Annotated in this window: 17 protein-coding genes; 5 read left to right on the top strand and 12 right to left on the bottom strand. The window is 64.5% G+C overall.

The window, feature by feature from the left end; all coding sequences use genetic code 11:
- Nucleotides 1-180: 180 nt before the first annotated feature.
- The gene (locus tag IF809_RS07625; RefSeq protein ID WP_128968462.1) at nucleotides 181-1,041 is read left to right on the top strand and encodes a D-amino-acid transaminase; all 861 of its coding nucleotides are present in this window, start codon (nucleotides 181-183) and stop codon (nucleotides 1,039-1,041) included.
- A gap of 149 nt (nucleotides 1,042-1,190) precedes the next feature.
- Here IF809_RS07625 and IF809_RS07620 read toward each other — a convergent pair whose 3' ends face one another.
- The 3 genes from IF809_RS07620 to IF809_RS07610 all read right to left on the bottom strand — a co-directional run bounded on the left by IF809_RS07620 (nucleotide 1,191) and on the right by IF809_RS07610 (nucleotide 4,566).
- Nucleotides 1,191-1,652 carry a carboxymuconolactone decarboxylase family protein gene (locus tag IF809_RS07620; RefSeq protein WP_462837257.1) on the bottom strand — a complete coding sequence of 154 codons (462 nt, stop codon included), beginning with the start codon at nucleotides 1,650-1,652 and terminating at the stop codon, nucleotides 1,191-1,193.
- A 26-nt stretch (nucleotides 1,653-1,678) separates the two neighbouring features.
- On the bottom strand, nucleotides 1,679-3,298 hold the full coding sequence (locus IF809_RS07615) for an MDR family MFS transporter (protein ID WP_462837256.1): 1,620 nt from the start codon (nucleotides 3,296-3,298) through the stop codon (nucleotides 1,679-1,681).
- Nucleotides 3,299-3,414: 116 nt separating this feature from the next.
- Nucleotides 3,415-4,566 (bottom strand): HlyD family secretion protein, encoded by a 1,152-nt coding sequence (locus IF809_RS07610; RefSeq protein ID WP_462837255.1) that lies wholly within the window; start codon nucleotides 4,564-4,566, stop codon nucleotides 3,415-3,417.
- A 142-nt stretch (nucleotides 4,567-4,708) separates the two neighbouring features.
- Here IF809_RS07610 and IF809_RS07605 point away from each other — a divergent pair, with 142 nt between their 5' ends.
- Nucleotides 4,709-5,620, top strand: a complete 912-nt coding sequence (locus tag IF809_RS07605) for a LysR family transcriptional regulator (RefSeq protein ID WP_462837254.1) — start codon at nucleotides 4,709-4,711, stop codon at nucleotides 5,618-5,620.
- A gap of 105 nt (nucleotides 5,621-5,725) precedes the next feature.
- On the opposite strand, the gene IF809_RS07600 is transcribed toward IF809_RS07605, so the two are convergent.
- A complete protein-coding gene (locus IF809_RS07600; RefSeq protein WP_462837253.1) occupies nucleotides 5,726-9,175 on the bottom strand; it encodes an indolepyruvate ferredoxin oxidoreductase family protein in 3,450 nt (1,149 codons plus the stop codon).
- Between the two features lie 152 nt (nucleotides 9,176-9,327).
- Here IF809_RS07600 and IF809_RS07595 point away from each other — a divergent pair, with 152 nt between their 5' ends.
- Nucleotides 9,328-9,783 (top strand): Lrp/AsnC family transcriptional regulator, encoded by a 456-nt coding sequence (locus tag IF809_RS07595; RefSeq protein ID WP_128968456.1) that lies wholly within the window; start codon nucleotides 9,328-9,330, stop codon nucleotides 9,781-9,783.
- Nucleotides 9,784-9,817: 34 nt separating this feature from the next.
- Here IF809_RS07595 and IF809_RS07590 read toward each other — a convergent pair whose 3' ends face one another.
- Nucleotides 9,818-10,273 (bottom strand): hypothetical protein, encoded by a 456-nt coding sequence (locus IF809_RS07590; protein ID WP_462837252.1) that lies wholly within the window; start codon nucleotides 10,271-10,273, stop codon nucleotides 9,818-9,820.
- A gap of 98 nt (nucleotides 10,274-10,371) precedes the next feature.
- Nucleotides 10,372-10,773 carry a hypothetical protein gene (locus tag IF809_RS07585; RefSeq protein ID WP_128968454.1) on the bottom strand — a complete coding sequence of 134 codons (402 nt, stop codon included), beginning with the start codon at nucleotides 10,771-10,773 and terminating at the stop codon, nucleotides 10,372-10,374.
- Between the two features lie 88 nt (nucleotides 10,774-10,861).
- Here IF809_RS07585 and IF809_RS07580 point away from each other — a divergent pair, with 88 nt between their 5' ends.
- Nucleotides 10,862-11,782, top strand: a complete 921-nt coding sequence (locus IF809_RS07580; protein WP_462837251.1) for a LysR substrate-binding domain-containing protein — start codon at nucleotides 10,862-10,864, stop codon at nucleotides 11,780-11,782.
- Between the two features lies 1 nt (nucleotide 11,783).
- Here IF809_RS07580 and IF809_RS07575 read toward each other — a convergent pair whose 3' ends face one another.
- The 3 genes from IF809_RS07575 to IF809_RS07565 are packed head-to-tail and all read right to left on the bottom strand — an operon-like array spanning nucleotide 11,784 to nucleotide 15,024.
- Complete coding sequence (locus IF809_RS07575) at nucleotides 11,784-12,569, bottom strand: fumarylacetoacetate hydrolase family protein (protein WP_462837250.1); 786 nt, start codon at nucleotides 12,567-12,569, stop codon at nucleotides 11,784-11,786.
- Nucleotides 12,570-12,584: 15 nt separating this feature from the next.
- Nucleotides 12,585-13,952: an LLM class flavin-dependent oxidoreductase gene (locus tag IF809_RS07570; protein ID WP_462837249.1), complete on the bottom strand. Its 1,368-nt coding sequence runs from the start codon at nucleotides 13,950-13,952 to the stop codon at nucleotides 12,585-12,587.
- A gap of 19 nt (nucleotides 13,953-13,971) precedes the next feature.
- A complete protein-coding gene (locus tag IF809_RS07565; RefSeq protein WP_462837248.1) occupies nucleotides 13,972-15,024 on the bottom strand; it encodes an Ldh family oxidoreductase in 1,053 nt (350 codons plus the stop codon).
- 297 nt (nucleotides 15,025-15,321) lie between these two features.
- Here IF809_RS07565 and IF809_RS07560 point away from each other — a divergent pair, with 297 nt between their 5' ends.
- Nucleotides 15,322-19,437 (top strand): bifunctional diguanylate cyclase/phosphodiesterase, encoded by a 4,116-nt coding sequence (locus tag IF809_RS07560; protein ID WP_462837247.1) that lies wholly within the window; start codon nucleotides 15,322-15,324, stop codon nucleotides 19,435-19,437.
- Between the two features lie 29 nt (nucleotides 19,438-19,466).
- Here IF809_RS07560 and galE read toward each other — a convergent pair whose 3' ends face one another.
- From galE to IF809_RS07545, 3 genes are read right to left on the bottom strand one after another with little or no spacing between them, the layout of a single operon-like run.
- On the bottom strand, nucleotides 19,467-20,459 hold the full coding sequence (gene galE / locus IF809_RS07555) for a UDP-glucose 4-epimerase GalE (RefSeq protein WP_462837246.1): 993 nt from the start codon (nucleotides 20,457-20,459) through the stop codon (nucleotides 19,467-19,469).
- A 13-nt stretch (nucleotides 20,460-20,472) separates the two neighbouring features.
- Nucleotides 20,473-21,279: a WecB/TagA/CpsF family glycosyltransferase gene (locus IF809_RS07550; protein ID WP_462837245.1), complete on the bottom strand. Its 807-nt coding sequence runs from the start codon at nucleotides 21,277-21,279 to the stop codon at nucleotides 20,473-20,475.
- Nucleotides 21,272-23,563: a GumC family protein gene (locus IF809_RS07545; RefSeq protein ID WP_462837244.1), complete on the bottom strand. Its 2,292-nt coding sequence runs from the start codon at nucleotides 23,561-23,563 to the stop codon at nucleotides 21,272-21,274. Before IF809_RS07545 ends, IF809_RS07550 begins: the two co-directional genes overlap by 8 nt.
- Between the last annotated feature and the right edge of the window lie 79 nt (nucleotides 23,564-23,642).

Genomic DNA, 23,642 nt, shown 5'->3' with positions numbered 1-23,642 from the left:
GAACGGCCAGGCCCGGAATCCATTGGGCGGCAGTACTCGGCGATAAATGGATCCTCGGATGCGCAAGTGCGCGTCTTAGCTCGTTGCTTCGCGACGCCCCGGAATGACGAATAGGGGTGCTCGGCGCCACCATTTCGCGTATAAGCACGCCAAATCCCGTTCCTCCTCAGGAGACCTACCTTGGACTCGATCGCCTACGTCAACGGCTCATTCGTTCCGCTCTCGGACGCCAAGATCTCGGTGCTCGACCGCGGCTTCCTGTTCGCCGACGGCATCTACGAGGTCTCGGCCGTGCTCGACGGCAAGCTGGTCGACAACGCCTCGCATCTGGCGCGGCTGGAGCGTTCGGTCGGCGAGATCAAGCTCAAGCTGCCCGAGACGGTCGAGCGCATCACCGAGCTCCAGAAAGAGCTGATCGCGCGCAACAAGCTCGCGAACGGCCTCGTCTACCTCCAGGTCACGCGCGGCGCCGACAAGGGCCGCGACTTTCCATTCCCCAAGGCCGACGTCAAGCCGAGCCTGGTGATGTTCACTTCCGAGAAGGACATCATCAACGCGGCAGCGGCCAAGACCGGCATCAACGTCATCACGGTGCCCGACATCCGCTGGGAACGCCGCGACATCAAGAGCGTGGCGCTGCTGGCGCAGGTGCTGGCGAAGCAAGCTGCGGCCGAAGCCGGCGCCGGCGAGGCCTGGATGCTGGAAGACGGCTACGTCACCGAAGGCGGCTCATCATCGGCCTTCATCCTCACCAAGGACGACGTCATCGTCACCCGCAAGAACTCCAACGCGATCCTGCCGGGCTGCACCCGCAAGGCGGTCGTCGCCCTTGCCGAAGAGCGTCAGCTCCGTGTCGAGGAGCGTTCCTTCACGGTGGCCGAGGCGCTGGCGGCAAAGGAAGCTTTCATCACGTCGGCTTCTTCGTTCGTGCAGCCGGTGGTCGCGATCGACGGCAAGGCCATCGGCGATGGCAAGCCCGGCCCGGTGGCGACGCGGCTGCGCGAGATCTATGTGGAGTTCGCGAAAGCGACAGCGGTTTAGTGCCGCTCACTCTGCTGCGGCAGTTGCTGTACGGTGGGCAAAGGCGCACTTGCGCCGTGCCCACCATCTTCCCGTAAATTCGCAGAGGACGTGGGCACACGTCGCTTTGCCCACCCTACGAGACCTCGGTCGAAGCACGGCGCCGTGGCTCACGCCACCGACGCCCTCACCTTCACCGGATGCACCGCGCGGAATGCGATCGCAAGCCTGTTCCAGGCATTGATGGCGCCGATCAGCATGGTCAGGTTCACCGTCTCCGCATCGGAGAACTGCCCGCAGATCTCTTCATAGACATCGTCGGGCGCATGCGTCTCTGCGATCAGCGTCACCGCTTCCGTCCAGGCCAGCGCGGCACGCTCGCGATCGGTATAGAGCGGGGATTCGCGCCAGGCGTTGAGCAGGTAGATGCGCTGCTCGGTCTCGCCGCGTTTGCGGGCGTCCTCAGTGTGCATGTTGATGCAGAAGGCGCAGCCGTTGATCTGCGAAGCCCGGATCTTGACGAGCTCGATCAACGATTTCTCCAATCCCGTCGACTGGATCTGCTCTTCCAGTGCCATCAGGGCCTTCATCGTTTCGGGAGCGGCCTGGTAGAAATTCATGCGGGGCTTCATGCTCGTTCTCCTTGCTTCAAGTTTGGTCAGTGGGCTCCGCCGGCCGATGTCCGGCCGGGTTTATTCAGGAAGAATACGGCGATCAGGGCGACGACCAGCGCCATGCCGAGCAGATAGAACGTGTCGCTGAAGGCGAGGATATAGGCTTGCTTCTGCACGGTATGGCCGATCGCGACATAGGCACGATGCGCGGCATCCGCACGGTCGAGCACGCCGTGATTGACGAAATATTGCGTGAGCTGTTCCAGCCGCGTGCGGGTGGCCTGCTCGAATACCGAAACCGACTGCATCAGCACGTTGGAGTGATACTGCTCGCGCTTGGTCAGGACGGTCTGCAGCAGCGCGATGCCGACGGCGCCGCCGAGATTGCGCATCATGTTGAATAGGCCGGAGGCCGAGCCGGCGTTCTCAGGTTCGATCCCGGCGGTCGCGACCGCCGACAACGGTGCCAGCACCAGCGCCTGTCCGACGGCGCGGACGACGTTCGGCCACAATAGCTGGTCGGCGGCATAGTCGTTGGTCATGAAGATGTTCATGAAGTTCGAGCCCGCGAACAGCACGAAACCGGTGCCGATGATGATCCGCGCGTCGAATTTCTGCATCAAGCGCGGCACCAGCGGAATCAGCACGAGCTGCGGCAATCCGGTCCAGGCCAGCACCGTGCCGATCTGCTCGGCATTGTAGCCCTGGATGCGCGACAGATATTGCGGCAGGATGAACACCGAACCGTACAGCGCGATGCCGAGCAGGAAGTTGGCGAGCATGCCGAAGCCGAAATTGCGGCGGATTAGCAGGCGCAGGTTCAGCAGTGGCTTCTTCACCGTGAGCTCGATGATCAGGAAAACAGTCAGCGCCACGGCCGCGATCACGCTGAGCTTGACGATGAAGGGCGAGCCGAACCAGTCGTCCTTGTTGCCTTCCTCCAGCACGGTCTGCAGGGCAGAGAGGCCGATCGCCATGGTGATGATGCCGGCCCAGTCGCCGTCACGAAGCAGCGCCAGCTTCATCGGCCTGGGCTCGAGCGCATACCAGAGCATGCCGACCATGATCGCGCCGGGCACGAGGTTCACGTAGAATATGTACTGCCAGCCGAGATTCTCGGTCAGATAGCCGCCGATGGTCGGCCCGATCGCCGGGGCGAACGTCGCCGACAGCGCGAACAGCGCAAGGCCCACCGGCTGCTTTCCGCGTGGAAGCAGCGTGATGATCAGCGTGAACGCCATCGGGATCAGCACGCCGCCGGTGAAGCCCTGCACGGCGCGCAGCACGATCATCTGCGGGAGGTCCTGCGCCAGCGCGCAGGCCGCGGACAGGCCCAGGAACAGGATCGCGTTGGTGAGGAGGTAGATCCGGATCGAGAACACCTGTGCGAGCCAGCCCGACAGCGGGATCACCACGATCTCGGCGATCAGATAGGACGTCGAGATCCAGCCGCCGTCATCGATGCCGGCGCCGATCGCGCCCTGGATGTCCGCCAGCGAGGCGTTGACGATCTGGATGTTCAGCACCGCCATGAACGCACCGAGCGTGGCACCGATCACGGCGATCCAAGTTTTGGCGGAGACGGCGGGAATCGCCGGCGCTGCGGTCGGGGCGGGAATGCTGGCGACGGAAGCGGCGGTAAGGGCTGGTTGAAGCGTGCTCATGGAAGCCTCGTCTCTGATGCCGAGACAGGATGCGTCGGGCGGATGGTTCGATAACAGCGGAAATCCGGGAAGGATCATCCGGCAGGATTTGATGATCCGGCCGGAGGTTTCCTGTGTCAGGTGCCGTCAGCGCGGGGCGCATTGTCGGCGACGCGCTTGGTCGTCGCGCGCTCGGCCAACACGGTTGCCTTGGTGTCGACCGTCGGCACCGCCGACATGCCGGGCCGCAGCAGGCCGGTCAGGCTGTGATCGTCGAGCACGATCTTCACCGGCACGCGCTGCACGATCTTGGTGAAGTTGCCGGTCGCATTGTCGGGCGGCAGCAGCGCGAATTCGAGTCCGCTGGCCGGCGAAAGGCTGTCGACATGGCCGTGCAAGGTCTGGTTCCGGAAGCTGTCGACGTGCAGCTCGACCGGCTGGCCGGGTCGCACATGCGTGAGCTGGGTCTCCTTGAAATTTGCGACCACATAGACAGCGTCGAGCGGAACAACCGCCATCAATTGCGTGCCGGCCTGCACGTACTGGCCGACGCGCAAGCTGCGGGCGCCGACCGTGCCGCCGACGGGCGCGGTGATCTCGGTATAGGACAGGTTCAGCTCGGCCTGGTCCGCGACGGCGCGGGCGCGGTCGAGTTGCGCCGCGGCCTGCGCACGCTGCGTGGTGAGCACGTCGACCTTGCGCTGGGCGGCCACGAGGCCCGACTTGGCGTGCTGCAATTGCGCGTTGCTGGCGCGGAGCGCCGCATCGGTCTGCTGTGCGCGCTGGATCGTGCCGGAGCCGGACTTCATGAGGTCGTCGTAGCGGGCGCGCTCTTCCTGCGCGAATTTCAGATTGGCGTCCGCAGCGGCAACATCGGCCGTGCTCTGCTCGATCACAGGCTGCTGCAGTTCGAGCTGGGCATCGAGGTTGCGGACCGAAGCTTCGGCCGCGGCAACGTCCGCGCGGGCCTGGTCCAACGCTGCCCTGAAATCGCGGTCGTCGATCCTGGCCAGCACCTGGCCGGCCCTGACCTTCTCGTTGTCGCCGACCAGCACCTTGGCGATGTAGCCGGAGACCTTCGGCGCGATGATGGTGGAGTCGGCCTTCACATAGGCGTCGTCGGTCGATTCGAGATAGCGACCCGTCTTCAGGTAGTCGTAGCCGTAATCGCCGGTGACCCCGATGCCGAGCGCCAGCGCCAGTCCGACGGCCGCCCGCCGGATCGCCCGGCGGGACGGGCGAAGGCTGATTTTATCATTGGTTTCAACGGCATAAGCAGCGTCCGACATGGTATCCTCGCAACATTCCGACAGCGCTGACCTGAAGCAGGCGCTGTTCACGACGGTAAAATGCGTTATCCCCGCCCTTGCGATAATCCCTGAATTGCCGGAAGCATTATCCAGCCAAAGCGGATAATCGGAGCCCGGAGCCATGGACCGCTTCACCAGTCTCACCGCCTTCGTCCGGGTGGTCGAAAACGGAGGATTCTCGGCCGCCGCCCGCCGGCTCAACATGTCGACGACCATGGTGAGCAACCATGTTCAGGCGCTGGAGGATCGGCTGGGGGTGCGGCTGCTGAACCGCACCACGCGCAAGGTGAGTCTCACCGAGATCGGTCAATCCTACTACGATCGTGCGACGCAGATCCTCTCCGACCTCGAACAGGCCGACGACATCGCCAGCGAATTGCAGTCGGTCCCGCGCGGGACGCTGCGCGTCCATGTTGCCACGCATATGGTGCCGTTCGTCGCGCCCGTGGTGGCAAAGCTCCTGTCCAGCTATTCCGAGCTCAGGGTCGATCTTCGCATGGGCGAAGCCGATGTCGACCTCATCGAGGAAGGCTACGATGTGGCGCTGCGCATGATCCCGCCGCCGGATTCGAGCCTGATCGTCCGCAGCCTCGCCACCTGGCGTCACGTGCTGTGCTGCTCGCATGATTATCTCGACCAGCACGGGCGCGTGCAGAAGCTGGAAGAGCTTGCCGAGCACAATTGCGGCCGCCATCTCAACTATCCGTTCGGCGACGAGTGGCGCTTTCTCGATCGCAAGGGCACGCCGGCGTCGGTGCGCATCTCAGGCAGCTTCGTCACCAACAGCGGGGAAGCGTTGCGGAAGGTGGCGCTGGAGGGCGCGGCCGTGTGCCTGATGGCAGGCTTTCTCATCCACGACGATCTCGAAACGGGTCGGCTGGTGCGTCTGCTGCCGGAATACCGCACCGTCGAGCTGTCGATGAACGCGGTCTATCCGCACCGGCACCATCTGTCGGCGAAAGTCAGAACCTTCATCGACCTGCTCGCGCAGCACAGTGCCGAACAGCAGAAGCTGATCAATCCGTATTCATGAAGCCAAGACATCGGTGTCGTAAGGTGGGCAAAGGCGCAACGCGCCGTGCCACGATCTTTTCCAATTGATAGAGGTGGGTCAACGCGGCCCGGCAGTGCCGTAAGATCAACCGGTGGCACGCATCTCCGCCGGCGAAGATGGAACGAGAGTAGCGAGCCGCCGCTCGACCTCCGGCTTCACCTTCGCGATCGCGGCCTCCTTCACCGGCCCATACCCCCGGATTTCCATTGGAGCCTTGGCGATCGCAACGAGTCCGGCCAGATTCGGCGCGTCGAGCCGGTCGAGCATGATTTCGATCAAGCCTTCATACCAGGCGATGAGCTCGCGCTCCGCGCGTCGTTCCGCCGTGTAACCGAACGGATCGAACCAGGTTCCGCGCAGCCGCTTCAAACGCGCAAGCAGGGCCAACGGCGCCTGGATCCACGGACCGAAGGCGCGCTTGCGCGGACGACCGCGCGCATCGCGCTGCGACGGCAGCAACGGCGGAGCGAGGTGATATCGGACGCGGAAGCCATCCTCGAATTCCCGCTTCAGCTCGTCGAGGAAGCCGCTCTGCATGTGCAGGCGCGCCACTTCATATTCGTCCTTGTAGGCCATCAGCTTGAACAGGCTACGGGCCACGGCCTCCGTCAGCGCCTCGCTACCGGCGGCGGATTCGGCATGGCGGACTTTTGCGACGAGTGCCCGATAGCGTGCGGCATAGGCCTCGTCCTGATAGGCGGCGAGGAAATCCGCACGCCGGGTGATGAGCTGGTCGAGCGTCTCGGCTTTCGGCCCGTCTTCCGTCTTTGGCAGGAAGTCAGGATCGGCGGCAGCGATCCGGCCCCAAGCAAAGGCCTGCTTGTTGCGCTCGACGGCGACGCCGTTGAGCTCGATGGCGCGCAGCAGCGCTGATAGCGAGACCGGTACCATTCCACGCTGCCAGGCAAAACCCAGCATGATGATGTTGGCATAGACGGCATCGCCGAGCAGTCGCTCGGCGAGCGTATTGGCGTCGATCGTATCAAGATTGTCCCTGCCGATCACGCGGCCGATCGCGCGCAGGCGGGCGGGGGAGGCGAGGTCGGCGTCGCGGAAACGCACGACGTCACCGGTCGGCATTTCCGCGGTGTTAACAGCGGCGCGCGTGCCGCAGCGATAAGTGCCGGAGGCCTTCGGCGAGGAGCTGACGACAAGGTCGCAGCCGATCAGCGCGTCAGCCGCGCCCTGGTCGATGCGGACCTGGTGCAACGCCTCAGGGCTCGCTGCCAGGCGAATATAGCTCAGCACCGGACCGAACTTCTGCGCGAAGCCGGTGAAGTCCAGCACCGAGACCCCGCGTCGTTCGAGATGCGCGGCCATGCCGATCAGCGCGCCGACGGTGATCACGCCGGTGCCGCCGACCCCGGTCACGAGCAAATCGAAGGGACGGTCGAGCGGTACGGAGGCGGGCAGCGGCAGCGTGGCCGCATGGCCGATCGCGTCAATCTGGCTCGCCCTTTTCTTCCGGCGGGTGGCGCCTTCGATGGTGACAAAGCTCGGACAGAAGCCGTTGAGGCAGGAAAAATCCTTGTTGCAGGCAGACAGGTTGATCTGGCGCTTGCGACCGAACGGCGTCTCCCTGGGCTCGACGCTGAGGCAATTGGACTCGACCGAGCAGTCGCCGCAGCCTTCGCAGACCAGGTCGTTGATATAGGCGAAGCGCTTGGGATCGGCCATCTGCCCCCGCTTGCGGCGGCGGCGCTTTTCGGTGGCGCAAGTCTGTTGATAGATAAGTACGGAAACACCGGGGATGTCGCGCAGCTCGCGCTGCACGGCATCCATCTCCTCGCGCGGATGGATGGTGACGCCACCAGGCAGATCCGCCGGCTGGAACTGCCCGGGCTCGTCCGACACCAGCGCGATGCGGGCCACGCCCTCGGCGCGGACGCTGTGGGCGATGGCGTGCACGCTGACGGGACCGTCGACCGGTTGGCCGCCGGTCATGGCGATGGCGTCGTTGAACAGGATCTTGTAGGTGATGTTGGCTTTGGCGGCGATCGCCTGCCGGACCGCCATCGAGCCGGAATGGTAGTAAGTGCCTTCGCCGAGATTCTGGAATACGTGCTTATGGCCGGTAAATCGCGACGACGCGGCCCAGTTCACGCCTTCGCCGCCCATCTGGATCAACGACGAGGTCTCTCGGTCCATCCAGCTCGCCATGAAGTGGCAGCCGATGCCGGCCAAGGCCTTCGATCCCTCCGGCACTTTCGTCGAGGTGTTGTGCGGGCACCCCGAGCAGAAATACGGCGTCCGCGTCGCGCCCGCGACGTTGATGGTGCGCTCGGCTTCCGGCAACAGAGCGGCCGCGCGTGCGGCGAGATTGAGCCCGGGAAACATCGGATCGAGCCGGCGGGCCAGAACACCTGCGAGCATGCGCGGCGATAATTCGCCGATCCAGGAGATCAGGCGTGCCCCTTGCTCGTCGTGCTTGCCGACCATGCGCTCGGGCTTGGCGCCGGGGTAGTCGTAAAAATATTCCTTGAACTGGCTCTCGATGATGCCGCGTTTTTCCTCGACCACGAGGATCTCGCGCTTGCCCTTCACGAAGTCCATGGCGTCGTGCAGCGCCAGCGGCCAAACCATGCCGACCTTGTAGATGTCGATGCCGATGCGGCGACAGGCGGTCTCATCGAGACCCATGAGCCGCAGCGCTTCCATCAGGTCGAGATGCGCTTTACCCGTGGTCACGATGCCGTACGTGGCGCTGGGGATGTCGTAGATATGCCGATCAATCGGATTGGCTTTGGCGAAGGCGTAGACCGCATGCTTCTTCGCCTCCAGCCGCTCCTCGATCTGCGGTCCCGGCAGATCGGGCCAGCGATAGTGCAGTCCGCCTGGTGGCGGCGTGAAATCGGGCGTGCGGAAGAGGCGTGGTGGACGCAGCGTGACGGATGCGCCTGACTCGACGATCTCCGAGATGGCCTTGAAGCCGACCCACATGCCGGAGAAGCGGCTGAGTGCGTAGCCATACTCGCCGAATGCGAGATATTCGTCGACGCTGGCGGGATGCAGCGTCGGCATGAACCAGCTCATGAAGGCGACGTCGGATTGGTGCGGCATCGACGAGGATACGCAGCCATGGTCGTCGCCGGCGACCACCAGCACGCCGCCATGCGGCGATGAGCCATAGGCGTTGCCGTGCTTGAGCGCATCGCCGGAGCGGTCGACGCCGGGTCCCTTGCCGTACCACAACCCGAACACGCCATCGACCTCGCGGTCTCCTTGCGTCTCGACCTGTTGCGAGCCGAGCACTGCGGTTGCCGCGAGGTCCTCGTTCACGGCGGGCAGGAATTCGATGCGGTCTCGCTTCAATCGCTCCTGGATACGCCAGAGCTCGAGATCGATGCCGCCGAGCGGCGAGCCGCGATAGCCGGAGATGAAGCCGGCGGTGTTGAGCCCGAGCGCGCGATCGCGCTTCGCCTGGTCGAGCGCGATGCGGACGATTGCCTGCGTGCCCGTGAGGAAGACGCGGCCCTCTTCACGGTCATAGCGGTCGGAGAGTTCGTAAGCGTCGAGTGACGGAATGGCGTCCATGCGGACCTCGCGCGGCATCCTGCCGATAGGCGAAGGATAGGCCCGGAGGGCTGGTAGGTCTTACCTACTTATCCCGTGCAGGATGCGAAAGCCGGCAGGATTTTGCTCTAGTATATCAAATATGGTAGATTTGACCGATTTGGAGGCTGTCGATGATCGAAGACCAGGATACGCGGATTCTCGCGCACCTTCAGAAGGACGGCCGCGCCACCAACCAGCAGCTTGCCGATGAGGTCGGCATGTCCACCTCGGCCTGCTGGCGCCGTGTGCGCGCGCTCGAGGAGGCAGGCGTCATCCGGGGTTATGCGGCATTGGTCGCGCGCGAACAGGCGGGGTTTGCAATGTCGGCCATCCTCCATGTCTCCCTGGAGCGGCACGATGCCAAATTTGTCGACGAGTTCGTATCGCGCGTGACCACGCGCCGCGAGGTGCTGGAGTGTTTTGCGACCACGGGGGATGCGGATTATCACCTGCGCGTCGTCGTGGAGGACATGGCTGCCTATAACCGCTTCCTCGACGAATTCATGTTTCGCATCCCCGGCATCCGGTATGTCCGCAGCAATGTGGTGCTGAAGGAGATCAAGACGGGCGTAGCGCTGCCGTTTTGAGGATGCGTTGACAGCTCTGGTCCGCCTAGTGCAGTCAGGATTTCCGGGTTTCCGATGCGGGCTTCAGCAGAAGCATGAAGATGAGGGCGTGCCCAACCAGCAGCAGAGGCACGTAAAGCGCCGGGATATAAATGCCGGCGCCGAACAGCCCGGGATTCCGAATCTTCGTCGCGCCGACGTAATACGCATTGAGAAGATCGAACGTGCCCCAGATGTTGAAGATCCAGACCATCGGAATGGCGATGGACCGCCGCCAGGAGAGCACCGCCATCGAGATGAGCGCGAGCGTGGCGGCGATGAGATCTCCCCATCCGACTTCGCTGGCGAAACCCGGGCTCAATTCCGGGGAGACGAATCCGGCGACCATGAAGTTCATGCCCAGGAAACGAAACGCATGGAAGGCTGCGAGAAGCCTCAGGGCATCGTGGCGCGGCATTGCACGGACAAGCGGCCACACGTAGACGGAGGCGACCACTGCACTGGTCAGCAAGGCGCCTGCGACACTGAGGACGAACGGAAGGCTGAATCCTGGTGGCACGTTCGGATGTCCTGGTCATGGTTGGTTGGATGGGGGAGGCCTGCGGCCGGTCAGGGTTTTGCCATCAGCAGGCGAAGCGGCATGAGCGGGCCGACCGCGATGTAATCGTGGTCAATGAGATCCTGCCGGGCGAGCGGCAGGGCATCCATGATCGCATGCGCTTCGGCAGCATCCCTGGCATCCAGCAGGAAGACGGCGCCTCGCCCATCGGAACGCGAATACCATTCACGAACCTTGCCGGTGAGATAGAGCTGGACGGTTTGTCTGATTTCATCGGGCATGACCGCCATGATCTGCTCGCGTGTGATCCCTGCTTTGGCGGTCAGGATGACCATGACCCCGGTGGTCACGGGTGATGGCGCTTGTGCTTGGGCGGCGGTTGGTTCGGTCATGGCGGTAACACCTGTCAGTGTGAGGGCGAGTGTCAGGACGGCGTTGCGGATTGCCTTCATCGGTTTCGCATCTCCGGTGCGGCTGATGTGTCATCCGGATTTAGGGCGTCTTTCCGTGGGCAACTATTCGCGATAATGTTGACGGGCTATGAAGCAGAACTTCACAGTCAGGCAGGGCGCGCTCGACGGTGTCGAGGCTTTCCTCATCGTCGCCCAGCACCGCAGCTTCCGGCGGGCGGCTACAGAGCTCGGCGTCACACCCTCGGCGATCAGTCAGGCGGTCCGCGCGCTGGAAGCGCGCGTCGGAGCGGCGCTTTTCATTCGCACGACCCGTAGCGTCGGTTTGACCGAGGCCGGCGAGCGGTTTTTTGCGCGGGCGAGGCCGGCCTTTGAGGAGCTCGTCGCGGCAAGCGGAGCTGCGCGTGAGCTTGCTCAGCGGCCGGCCGGGCTGCTGCGCCTGACCGTGCCGCGTTCGGTCATTCCGATTTTGCTCGAGCCGCTGGTCGCCTCGTTCTGTCAGACCTATCCGGAGATCGAGGTGGAGCTTGCGGCCAGCGAAGAGCTGGTCGACCTTGCCGCTGGAGGTTTCGATGCCGGCATCAGGATGGGGCAGTTCATCTCTCCCGACATGATCGCCGTTCGCCTGACGAAGCCGTTGCCGCTCGTCGTCGTCGGCAGCCCGGACTACCTTGACCGCCGTGGCCGGCCCCGGCGGCCGGACGATCTGCGCGGGCATGCATGTCTGAGACTGCGACGATCAAACGGTGCGCTCGCACCGTGGTCGCTCAATGACAGTGGTCGTTCGATCGAGATTGCCGTTTCGGGACCCTTCATCGCCCACGATTTTCCGACAATGTTAGGGGCCGCCGTCGAAGGCGTCGGTCTTGCGCAAGTGCCGGGGCCGCTGGCCACCGACGCCCTCGGAACCGGAAAACTCGTGACCGTGCTGGAGAAGTTCGCGCCAATGACGCCGGGGGTGTTTCTGTATTATCCGGGCCATCGGCAGATCATGCCGAAGCTGCGCGCCTTCATCGATCATGTGAAGGATCATTCCCGGGCGGCGAGCTGAGCTACCGCCCTTCCCGCACGAACCTGTTCCGCAGCGTCCCGATTCCGGTGATCTCGATCTCCACGACGTCGCCGTGCTTGATGTCAGGCGAGGCGCCATCGGTGCCCATCCAGATCACGTCGCCCGGCCATAACGTAAAGTACTTTGTCAGCTCGACCAGGAACGGCACCACGCCGAAGATCATGTCGTTGGTTTGGAAGCGGTTGGTCTCCTCGCCGTTGACGCGGACGATCGTCTGCATCTTGTCGAGATCGGCTTCGGTCTCGATCCACGGGCCCATCGGCTTGAATGTGTCAGCGTTCTTCGAGCGCCACAGGCTGCGATCGGCCTTCTGCCAGGAGCGCTCGCTGACGTCGTTGCCGATGGTGTAGCCGAGCACGCAATCCATCGCGTTCGCTTCGGTGAGGTGCTTCACCTTCTTGCCGATGACGACGACGAGCTCGCCTTCATAGTGGATCTTCTCCGTCGCGAAGGACGGGATCACGACATCCTCGTCATGCGCGATCAGCGCGTTCTGGGCGCGATAACCGATCTCGGGCCTGTCAGGGACGGCCGGCACCTCGCCGCGCTTGTCGGCGGCTTCCTTGAGGTGCTTTAGATAATTCAGGCCGACGCAGTAGAAGGTGCGTGGGATCAGCGGCAGCTCGATCTTGATGTCGCTGAGCGGAAACATCCGCGAGGTGCGGTGCCACTCGCCAAAGGGATCGCCGTCGACTGCGACGACCTGGTTGCCTTCGACGAGGCCCCATGAGGTATTGCCGGAGGCGGTGAATTTCAGCCAGCGCATCGTGTATCCTCGTGGTTATTCCGCGGCATCGCGCGGCTGCGCTTTCCAGGCGCCGGCGGCGGGCCGCTTGAGTCCGAGATTTTCCCGCAACGTCTTGCCGCGGTATTCCTTTTGGAATAGTCCCCGACGCTGCAATTCCGGCACGACATGCCGCACGAAATCGGCGTAGGAGCCGGGCACGTAGGTCGCGGCGATGACAAAACCGTCGCAGCCGCGCTCGACGAACATTTCCTCCAGCTTGTCCGCGATCTCCTTGGGGCCGCCGACCATGGCGTCATGCACCTGGCCGCGGCCGGAGAAGGTGACGAAGTCGCGCGCGCTCGGATTGCTCTTGCCGGAATTCTTCAGCACGCCGTCGCGGATGCCCAGGATGCCCTGCATGCTCTTCAACTCGTCCGTCGTCAGCGGTTCGTCGAGATCCTTGGAGGCAAAGTCGTAATTGAGCGCTTCGGCAAGCAGTGACAGCGCGTCGATCTCGAGCGGCAGCTTGTTGATCAGCGCCATCTTGTCCTCGGCCTCCGCTTTGGTCGCGGCGCAGACCGGCGTCGTCAGATTGCAGAGGAACATCTCGTCGGGATCGCGCCCGGCCTTCGCGGCCTCGTTGCGCACGGCCGCGTAGCCGTCCTTGGCAGCACTGAGATTGCGCGCGGCGGTGAAGATCACCTCGCCCCATCGTCCGGCAAAGCGCTGGCCGCGGCCCGATGCGCCGGCCTGGATGATGACGGGATGGCCCTGCTGCGAACGCGGCACCGTGAACGGCCCGCGCGACTTGAAGGCCGGCCCCTTGTGATCAAGCCGCTTCACCTTCGTCGGGTCGGCAAAGCGGCCGCTCTTCTTGTCCATGATGAGTGCGCCGTCTTCCCAGGTGTCCCAATGGCCGAGCACCACCTCCATGAACTCGTCGGCCTTGTCGTAGCGGGAATCGTGCTCGGGATGGGAGTCGCGGCCCATGTTGAGCGCTTCGCCGTCGTTGAGCGAGGTCACGACGTTCCAGCCGGCGCGCCCGCCCGACATCAGATCGAGCGTGGCGAAGCGGCGCGCGACGTCGAACGGCTCGAAATAGGTGGTCGAGCAGGTCGCGCCCAGCCCGAGCCTGTCGGTGACCATGCCCATCGTCGTCAGCACGATCAGCGGGTCCATCTTCACGCAGCGGATACCGTATTCGACCGTGTGGGCGTGGTCGTTGCCGTAGCGGTCCGGCATGGCGAGACGATCGTCGAAGAACGCCATGTGGAACTTGCCGGCTTCGAGGATCCGCGCGATCTCCTGATAGTAATCCGCCGACATCGAGTCGGAGCGCGAGTCCGGATGCCGCCAGGAGCTCGGCAGGTTCGTACAGTTTTGCGCCTGAAGAAAGCCGACCAGGACCATCTGCCGATTCATGCTGCTCTCCGGATTTTCGTCAGGACAGATCGAGGACGGTGTCGAGCCGGTACTCGCGCGCCAGCGCGCGAAGCTTCTCCCAGGTCGCATCCTCGACCTCGATGCCGTCGCGCCACCGCTGCTGCTCGCGCAGGCCCTCGATCTCGCCGGGATAATAGACGCCCTTGCTGCCCTCGGAGGGCGGGGTCGATTTCAGGTAGCGCGCGAACTCCGCGACCTCGCGCTTGAACTCCTGCAGCGGACGGAATGCGGCGACGTTGAACACCGCCATGAAGCATCCGTCATTGTGCCGTCCCGTCGGCTCGACGCCGAAGCCGAGGCCGGTGAGCAGGCCGCACAGCACCTCGACCATCGCGGCCAGCCCGCTGCCCTTGTAGCCCTCGGTGCCGCCGAGCGGCAGCAGCGCGCCGCCCTTGCGGTATTGCGTGGGATCGGTGGTGTGCCGTCCGTCGGCATCGATGATCCAACCGGTCGGGATCTCCTCGCCGCGGGCGACCGCGAGCTGGATCTTGCCGGCGGCGACCGCCGACGTCGCCATGTCCAGATAGAACGGCGCTTCGAGATCGGATGGCACCGCGATCGAGATCGGATTGGTGCCGAGCCGGGCCTCCTTGCCGCCGAACGGCGCGACGTGCTTCGGTGAGCGGCCGGAATCCGCGGTCGCGATCCCGATCATGCCCTCGCGCATCGCCATCAGCGGATAGGCGGCAAGGCGGCCGACATGGCTTTGCCGGAACACGGTGCAGGCCGCGACATTCGCCGTCTTCGCCTTTTCGATCGTCAGCGCCATCGCCTTGGCGTTGACGTGAAAGCCGAAACCCCAATGACCGTCGATCACGGTCGTGGTCGGCGATTCCTGGACGATCGTCCAGGTGGCGCCGGGGACGATGTGTCCGGCCTTGATGCGGTCGATATAAGTCGGAATTGCGATCACGCCGTGGGAGTCATGGCCGGCGAGATTGGCGTGGACGCAACCGACGGCCACGGCGTCGGCCTCTTCCTGGGAAGCGCCGGCGGCGCGGAGCAGCGCAGCACCGATGCGCGTGAGGCGGTCGGCCTTGACGACGGGCATGGCGTTCCCTCGGCTTTCGTGCCCTTGACGGGCTGCTTTGTTGGAAGCCATCGTCTCAAAGCGGAGCTGCGATATCAATCTCCCGTAAACCAATACAGGGCTGCAAATTCGTAAAGACAGCGCGCTTCGGCCGAAAAAGCCTTCCGCGCAGCGGTATTTTCGACAGTTTGGCGACCCATATTCGCGGCTCGTTCACTTTGATCGATGGTTTACGCTGCGCAATAACGACCACTTAGGTGATCGCCGCCGATAAAGTCACCCGGGAAAGAAAGGCAGAAATGCCCGGGAGCTGAGATCGTGTCGACGACACTCGCGCGCACCTTTGCGGCGTTGAGCGCCATTAATGAGGCGATCCTCTACGCGAAATCGCCGGATGAGCTGTACCAGAAGGTCTGCGACGCCGGGTTTTCGAGCGGGGATTTCCTGGCTGTTGCCGTGTTTCTGGTCGAACCGGACGGCAATCGCCTGCAGTTCGCGGCCGGCTGCGGCGACGACGTTCCGCGCCTGCGTTCACTCCTGATCACGACGGAGGCCGGCACACCCGAAGGCTCCGGCGTCGGTGGCGAGGCCTTTCGCGATCAGAAGCTGTGCATCAGCAACGATTATCTGAACGATCCGCGCTCGCTGGCTTGGCGCGCTGGCGCGACCACGGCCCATATCGGCGCGGCGGCGGCGCTTCCGCTGCTGTGCGATGGACGCAGCGTCGGCGTGCTGTATGTGACCCGCAGCGAGCCCAATTCGCTGAACGAGCAGATGGTGTCGCTGTTCGAGCGCATGTCGGCGAATATTTCCTATGCCCTGGACAATTTCGCACGCGAGACCGCGCGGCAGACCAGCGAGCGGACAACGCGGCGGCTGAACCGCATGTTCGGCGCCATCAGCGCCACCAATGAAGCCATCCTCCGCGCCAAGACCGAGCAGGAGCTTTATCAGCTCGTCTGCGACGCGGCGGTCAACGGCGGCAAGTCGTTGGCAACCTTCGTTCTGCTCAAGGAGCGGAACTCCCATTGGCTCAAGCCGGTTGCCGGCACCGGCCAGAACCTTCATCTCGTCACCCAGACCAGATATTCCGTCGACCCGGATAACCCCTACGGTCAAGGGATTTCCGGGCAAACCTTCCGCACCCAAAAGCCTTTCGTCGAGGACGATCTCGTCAACCGCACCAAGGGAACGCCCTGGGAGCAGGCCAACATCAATACGGGGGTCGCTGCTTGCGTGGCGGCTCCGTTGATCAAGCACGGCCAGAGTGTCGGCGTCATCCTGTTCTTCATCAGCAAGGCTTGGGCCAAGGACGAGGAGATCGTCTCGCTGCTGCTGCGGATGGCGGAGAACGTGTCGTTTGCCATCGAGAATTTCGCCCGCGAGGCCGAGAAGGCGAGGATCGCGGCGGAAGAGGAGCGCCTGGCGCGCATGTATGCGGCGCTCAGCGCCACCAACGAGGCGATCCTGCGCGCACGCTCGCGAATCGAGCTGTTCGACCTCGTCTGCGAGGCCACGGCGCAGGGCGCCAAGTTCACCTCGGCCACCATCGCGCTGGCCGACCCTCCGGCCGAGCGCCTGCGGGTCGTTTCCTGCTACGGGCCGAATGCGGACCAGGTGCGCAACTTCACGTTCTCCACCTCCGACCAGGTGCCGGAAGGCCGTGGCCTGACCGGCACCGCTTTCCGCACGCGCCTGCCGGCCGTCAGCAACGACGTGCTGGCCGACGACCGCATCGCGCCCTGGCACGCCAGCGCGCGTCGTAACCGCATTGCGTCCTCCGCGGCGCTGCCGCTGTTCAACGGCGATCGCCTCGAGGGCGTGTTCCTGTTCAACTCTCCGGAGTGCGGCACTTTCACGCCTGAGCTGGTCGAGCTGCTGCGCAAGCTCCAGGCCAATGTCGCTTTCGCGCTGGAAAACTTCGACCGCGCCGAAGAAAAGGCGCAGGCCGACAGGCAGCGCAATCGCCTCAGTGGAATGTTCGAAGCGCTCAGCGCGACCAATGAAGCCATCATGCGCGCCAAGACGCGCGAAGAGCTGTTCGAGGCAGCGTGCCGCGCCGCCGTCCTCGGCGACGTGTTCGCTTCGGCGACCATCGGCCTTATCGACAAGGATAGTGAGCTCCTTCGCGTCGTCGCGGCCAAGGGACGCATGCAAGGCCAGATGGTCGGGCGGACCTGTGTCATTTCCGCCGAGCATCCCGAAGGCCAGGGCATCATCGGCACCTCGCTCCGGACCTGCAGTCCCTGCGTCATGAACGACTATCTGAGCGAGCCGCGCTCCGCCTACTGGCGGGCAAAGGCGATCGAGGACGGGACGCGGGCGGCCGCCAGCTTTCCGCTCCTGAGAGCTGGTCGGCAGCCGATCGGCATCCTGCTTTTTCTTGCGCCCGAACAGAACACGTTCACGCCCGATCTGGTCGAACTGCTCGGGCGTCTCGCCGAGAATGTGTCCTTCGCGCTCGACAATTTCGATCGCGCCGACGAAAAGGCCCGCACCGAGGCGCAGAAGGAGCGGCTGACCCGCATGTTCGCCGCGCTGAGCGCGACCAATGAAGCGATCATGCGGGCAAAATCGCGCGCCGAGCTGTTCGGCCTCGTCTGCCTCGCCGCCTCGAACGGCGCCAAGTTCACCTCGACCACGATTGCGCTGGCGAGGGCGGACAGCGATCAGATCGAGATCGTCGCGACCGCCGGACCGTCGTCCAACACCACTCGCACGGTCCGCCTCTCGGTCGATTCCGAGCGCCCCGAGGGCCGCGGGATGGCCGGTACTGCGTTCCGGACCCGGCAACCCTGCATCAGCAATGACTATCTCAACGACCCGCGCGTCAGTGCCTTCCACGCCATCGTTCGCGGCGACCGCGCCCGAGCCGGTGCGGCATTCCCGCTGATTGTGCACGATCAACCTGTTGGCGTCATGATCTACATGTCGACGGAAAAGGACATCTTCACCAGTGAATTCGTCGAGCTGTTGCAGCGCCTTTCCGACAACGTCGCCTTCGCCATGGAGAATTTCGATCGCGCCGAGGAGAAGAACAAAGCCGACGAGCGGATCGAGTATCTCGCGTCCCACGACAGCCTGACCAACCTGCCGAATCGCGAGACCTTCAACAGTCTGCTGCGCGAGGCGATCGCCGTGGCGCAACGCGACGACCACCGCTTTGCGGTGCTGTTCATCGACCTCGATCGCTTCAAGGTGATCAACGATTCGCTGGGCCACGAGGCGGGCGATCTGTTGCTGCTCGAGGTCGCCGCTCGCCTGCGCAACGCTCTGCGTGCCAGCGACGTGGTGGCGCGGCTCGGCGGCGACGAGTTCGTCGTGATCCTCGACCAGTGCGGCGAGATCGACGACGTTCAGCGCATCGCCTCCGAGTTGCTCGCGGCGCTCGCCCAGCCCATGGAGCTTGCCGGCCACGAATGCCACACCACCGCCTCGATCGGCATCGCGATGTATCCGGCCAACGGCGCCGATGCGCAGACCCTGACCAAGAACGCCGACATGGCGATGTATCTCGCCAAGGAAGACGGCAAGAACGGCTATCGCTTCTTCTCCAAGGAAGTGAAGACCCAGTCGATCGAGCGGCTGTCGCTCGAAAGCGCGCTGCGGCGGGCGCTCGAGCGCGAGCAGTTCTCGTTGAACTACCAGCCCAAGGTCGACATGGAGAGCGGCCAGATCACCGGCGTGGAGGCGCTGCTCCGCTGGAACCATCCTGATCTCGGCAGCGTCTCGCCGGCGCAATTCATTCCGCTGGCGGAGGAGACCGGCCTGATCGTGCCGATCGGCCGCTGGGTGTTGAAGGAGGCCTGCGCGCAAGCCATGGCCTGGCAGCGCCGTGGCCTTCTGCCGCTGTCGATGGCGGTCAACCTGTCACCGCGGCAGTTTGCCGACGAGCATCTGCTTCAGGACGTGGACGAGGCCTTGGCAGCTTCCGGCATGTCACCGGTCCTGCTCCAGCTCGAAGTGACCGAGAGCATGATGATGCGCAACGTCGGTCGCGCGCTGAAGGTGCTCGACGCCATCCAGAGCCGCGGCATCCGGCTTGCCATCGACGATTTCGGCACCGGCTATTCGTCGATGTCGCTCATGAAGCATTTCCCGATCGACACCATCAAGATCGACCGCTCCTTCGTGCGCGACCTGCCGCAGGATTCTGAGGATCAGGCAATCGCGCAGGCGATCATCAGCATGGGCAAGGCGCTCGGCATGACCGTGGTCGCCGAGGGTGTCGAGAACGCCGAGCAGGAGGCGTTCCTGCGCACCCATGGCTGTGACGAGATGCAGGGCTTCCTGATCGCCAAGCCGCTGCCGGCGAAGGAGATGGCCGAGCTGCTGCGGCCGATGATCGTGCCCGTCGCGCCGCCGCTCCAGCCGGAAACGGACCCGGCGCTGGTGGAGGCCGTCGCGCTACGGCTGAAACGCGCGGCCGTCTGAGGGGCTGGCGCGCGGGAGTTGATCGCGTCCTAACGGACCTTGAGCGGATGCGCTTTCTGGTGCCAGGCCCAGGCGGTCCGGATGACGGTCGGCAGGTCGGAATAACGCGGCTCGAAGTTGAGAACCTTTCGTGCCGCAGAGACGTCGGCGACCAGATAGGTGGGATCGCCGGCGCGGCGCGGCTTGACGGTGTGCGGCACCTCGCGCCCGGTCTCCTGCCTGATGGCGTCGAGAATCTCGCGCACCGAGAAGCCTGAACCGGTCCCGAGATTGAAGCTGCCGCCGGCATGTCCTGCTTCGAGCAGCTTCAACGCCGCGACATGTGCAGCGGCGAGGTCGGTGACGTGGATGTAGTCGCGGATCGCGGTGCCGTCGGGGGTGTCGTAATCGTCGCCGAACACGGCGAAATCGGCGTGACCCTGCAACGCCATCATGGCGCGCGGAATGAGATGGGTCTCGTTGTCGCGCAATTCGCCGATGCCGCCGGCCGGATCGGCGCCGCTGGCATTGAAATAGCGCAGGCAGAACGCACCGAAGCCGTAAGCGGTGCGGTAGTCGGCGAGCATGCGCTCGATGATCCACTTCGAAGCCCCGTAGGGGTTGATCGGCGCGCAGGGAAAATCTTCCGGCAATTTCCTGGAATCGGCGTTGCCATAGACGGCGCCCGTCGAAGAGAACACGATGCGTTGACAGCCGGCGTTGCGCATCGTTTGCAGCAGCGACAACGTCCCCTGGACGTTGTTGATGTAATATTTCTGCGGGTCGGTCATGGATTCGCCGACGAGGCTCGCGGCGGCGAAATGCATGACCGCCGCGATCTTGTGGTCAACAAAGGCGCGCGCCAGCGCTGCGCCGTCGAGCAGATCGCCCGTGATCAGCTCACCGGCGACGAAGTTGCGATGACCTGTCGAGAGATTGTCGTAAACGACGGGCCGATAGCCGGCAGCGGTCAGGGCGCGGCAGGCGTGCGAGCCGATATAGCCAGCGCCCCCCGTGACCAGGACTGTCGGTCGGTCGCTCATGTCGTTCTTCTACTCAGCGATTGAGGGCGCGGTTTCGGCTAAAGAGAAGATAGATGGCGCGGGGATTGGTGGTCAGGTAGCGCCAGAACAGGCGGCGCGGCTCGAGCCAGGTGCGCCAGGCCCATTCGAGCCCGAGCCTCTGCATCCATTGCGGCGCGCGCGCGCGGCTGCCCGACAGGAAGTTGAACAGGCCGCCTGACGTCTTGATGACGCCGACATTGGTCAGCAGCGGTGTGTATTCCTCGACGAAAGCCTGCTCGTTGGGCACGCCGAGCGCGACCCACAGGAAATCGGGAGCGAGGGCGTTGATCTCCTCGACCTTGGCGCGCAACGCTTCGCCACGAAGATAACCGTGGCTGTGCCCGACGATCCTGAGCTTCGGATACAGGTTCTGTACGCGTTTGACGGCCGCTTCGTTCTCTGCCTCGCTGGCGCCGAACATGTAGAAGGTGCGGTCGGCGGCTTCCGCCTTGCGCGCCACGACATGGAACAGGTCGGTGGTGGCGACGCGCTCGGGCAGCGGAAACCAGGATTGAAGCTTCGAGGCCGCCACCAGCGGCTGGCCGTCGGCATTGATCAGATCGGCGGCGCGAAACAGGCGCTCGGTCTGCGGCTCCGTCGAGCAGCGCGCCAGCACTTCGCCATTGGCCGAGGTCAGGTACAGCGGCCGGCCGATGCGGTGGCTTTGATCGGTCGCCTCGATCATGAAGTCGGCGGTCGCTTCCAGGTCGAGTGCGGCCATGCGAAGGCCGCCGACGGTGATCCGTGGCACCTCGGCGGTTGCGGCCCGACCGTCAAGATTGACGCGGCGCTCAAGCATATTGTTTGCCTCGCTGGCGCGTTTGAGTTGCGGGGGTGAGCTCGTCGAGCACGACGCCGACGAGCTTGCGCTCGGCGCCGCCGAGCGCGGTCAGGATCTCTTCCATGCTGTCGTTGATGTCGAGGCTGGTCGGCAGCACCGCCACCAGCGCATCGACGCCATCGAGCAGCTTGCGGCCGGCCGCGGAGAGCGGCATTGCCGGGCCGTCGAGAATAACGAGGTCGTAGCCGCCGGCCGAGCGCGCCTGCGCGATGGCTTTGCGGATGGCGTCGGCGGCCTTGCCGGCATCGCTCTCGGTCGCCGGCAGCACCGAGATGCCGTTGATGGTCTTGATCTCGCGCGCGGCCTTGCTGCCGATCGAGAGCCAGCCGAGCTTGGCCGGCTCGCTCTTGCCCGGACGATTGACCTTGTTGGAGATCGTGTGCGCCTGATGATCGGCATCGATCATCAGGACGCGGCTGCCGTCACGCGCGGCTGCGAGCGCGAAATTCAGCGCCGTCACGCTGCGTCCGGTGGTGTCGCCGGCGCCGACCAGGGCCATCACCGGCATGGTCTTGCCGCCGGCACGGCGGGCCATCGCCGCGCGCATGTCGCGCAAGGCGTTGAGCAGCGTCGTCAGCGGAAATCCGGGGCGCAGCGTCGGCCAGCCGATGCGGGTCAGGTCGACGCCGCCGCCGGTCGCGAGAATGGCGCCGAGCGTGCGGATCACGTCGGCCTCCTGGAGGCGGGCGATCAGCGGTTTCTCCACCAACGCAAGCGCCGGTGGCGGTGCTGCGGCTTCCCCCTCAGCTTTCGTAACCTCAGGCACCGGTGTGCGGTCGCGGCGGCTCGGCTCAGGCGCGCTCGCGCCGTTGAACAGATGCTCGGCTGCGACAAACCAGGAGGCGGCAGCCAACGCGCCGAAGAGGAATCCGATCATCGCGAACAGGCTCATGGCCGGCGGGAACGAGCGCCGCTGCGGCACCGTGGCCTCGCCGATCACGCGGGCGGCCGAGGTGTTCAGGGTTTCCTGCTCCTCGGTCTCGCGCGAGCGCTTGAGGAAGGATTGATAGACGTCGCGGCTGGCGTCGGCCTCGCGCTCGAGCTCGCGCAGGCGCACGGCGGCCTGGCTGAGCTGCACGCTCTGCCGCTTCTGCACTTCCAGCGCACGGTTAAGCGAGGCCTCGTAGTCGCGGGCGCGGGTCAAATCGTTCTTGGCGGACAGCGCGAAACGTTCGATCTCTTCGTTGATGGTGCGCTTGAGGTCCTCGACCTGCTTTTCGGTCTGGCGCAGGGCCGGGTGCCGCGGGCCGAGCTCGGCGGTCTGCTCCGCATATTTCTTGCGGGCATCGGCATATTGCGCGCGCAGGTTGGCGATCGTCGGGGATTGCAGCGCTTCGGGAATCGCGCCGGCATCCGCCGCGGTCCGCTTGTTCGCCTCGATCTGGTCAAGCCGCGCTTGTGCGTCCATCGTCGCCGCGCGGGCCGCGGATAGCCGCTGGTTGCTGGAGGAGAGCTGCTGATCGGAGATCAGCGAGTCCTGGGTGCCGACGAAATTGTTCTGGGCCTTGTAGGTGGCAAGGGCAGTTTCGGCATTGCGCAGCCGCTCGCGGAGCTCCTTCAGTCGACCCGACAATTCGCTGGTGGCGCGCCGCGCCGCCAGGGCCTGGGAGTTGCGGGATTCCGAGAGGTAGGCGTTGGTCAGGGTATTGGCGAGCATCGCCGCTTTCGCCGGATCGATCGACCAGACCTCGATATCGACGATGAAGCTCTTCTCGGTCTTGCGAATGGTGATGTGCTTGTTCAGCGCATCGAGGGCGGCGAGCTGCACCTCCCTGGTCTCCGCAGCCGAGGGCGCGCGGAGATGGAGACCGATCAAGCCGAGCAGGGACGAAGTCAGGGTCTTGCCGTCGCCCCCGCCGAATTCCGGATCCTTGTCGAGGCCGGCCTGCTGGATCACCTGCAGCAGCACGCTGTTGGAGGTGATCAGGCGTGCCTGGCTCTCCACCACCATGGACATGCCGGAGACGTCCTGCGCGCGCGGCGTGAGCTCGCGATCGACGAGCTGAAGCTCGCGCGGGTCGACATAAAGCTGGGCGGTCGCGGTATAGCGGGGCGTCAGGCTCTTGCCGATTGTGACGGCGAGGCACGCGCCGATCAGTGCCGCCGATGCGATCGCAATCTTGCGCCGCCATAGCAGGCTGACGAGCTCCAGCACGTTGAAGCTGGCCTCTGATTTCTGCCGCGGGGCCTCCGAGACGGTCGGATTTCTGGCCCGATCAATCGGCTGGCTATAATCAAGCATCGTCCCCAGCTTTCATTCCAACGGCCGCGGGCTGAGGGGTTACTCTTCGCTTTACGCCTTGCACCTGGGATATAGGCGC

This window comes from Bradyrhizobium sp. UFLA06-24, from assembly GCF_054967145.1.
This window is presented reverse-complemented; position numbering and strand designations above follow the sequence as displayed.

Excerpts from the sequence above, each read along its gene's own strand:
- IF809_RS07620 (WP_462837257.1), bottom strand. The coding sequence starts at position 1,652 with ATGAAGCCCCGCATGAATTTCTACCAGGCCGCTCCCGAAACGATGAAG.
- IF809_RS07615 (WP_462837256.1), bottom strand. The coding sequence starts at position 3,298 with ATGAGCACGCTTCAACCAGCCCTTACCGCCGCTTCCGTCGCCAGCATT.
- IF809_RS07610 (WP_462837255.1), bottom strand. The coding sequence starts at position 4,566 with ATGTCGGACGCTGCTTATGCCGTTGAAACCAATGATAAAATCAGCCTT.
- IF809_RS07605 (WP_462837254.1), top strand. The coding sequence starts at position 4,709 with ATGGACCGCTTCACCAGTCTCACCGCCTTCGTCCGGGTGGTCGAAAAC.
- IF809_RS07600 (WP_462837253.1), bottom strand. The coding sequence starts at position 9,175 with ATGGACGCCATTCCGTCACTCGACGCTTACGAACTCTCCGACCGCTAT.
- IF809_RS07595 (WP_128968456.1), top strand. The coding sequence starts at position 9,328 with ATGATCGAAGACCAGGATACGCGGATTCTCGCGCACCTTCAGAAGGAC.
- IF809_RS07585 (WP_128968454.1), bottom strand. The coding sequence starts at position 10,773 with ATGAAGGCAATCCGCAACGCCGTCCTGACACTCGCCCTCACACTGACA.
- IF809_RS07580 (WP_462837251.1), top strand. The coding sequence starts at position 10,862 with ATGAAGCAGAACTTCACAGTCAGGCAGGGCGCGCTCGACGGTGTCGAG.
- IF809_RS07575 (WP_462837250.1), bottom strand. The coding sequence starts at position 12,569 with ATGCGCTGGCTGAAATTCACCGCCTCCGGCAATACCTCATGGGGCCTC.
- IF809_RS07570 (WP_462837249.1), bottom strand. The coding sequence starts at position 13,952 with ATGAATCGGCAGATGGTCCTGGTCGGCTTTCTTCAGGCGCAAAACTGT.
- IF809_RS07565 (WP_462837248.1), bottom strand. The coding sequence starts at position 15,024 with ATGCCCGTCGTCAAGGCCGACCGCCTCACGCGCATCGGTGCTGCGCTG.
- galE (WP_462837246.1), bottom strand. The coding sequence starts at position 20,459 with ATGAGCGACCGACCGACAGTCCTGGTCACGGGGGGCGCTGGCTATATC.
- IF809_RS07550 (WP_462837245.1), bottom strand. The coding sequence starts at position 21,279 with ATGCTTGAGCGCCGCGTCAATCTTGACGGTCGGGCCGCAACCGCCGAG.
- IF809_RS07545 (WP_462837244.1), bottom strand. The coding sequence starts at position 23,563 with ATGCTTGATTATAGCCAGCCGATTGATCGGGCCAGAAATCCGACCGTC.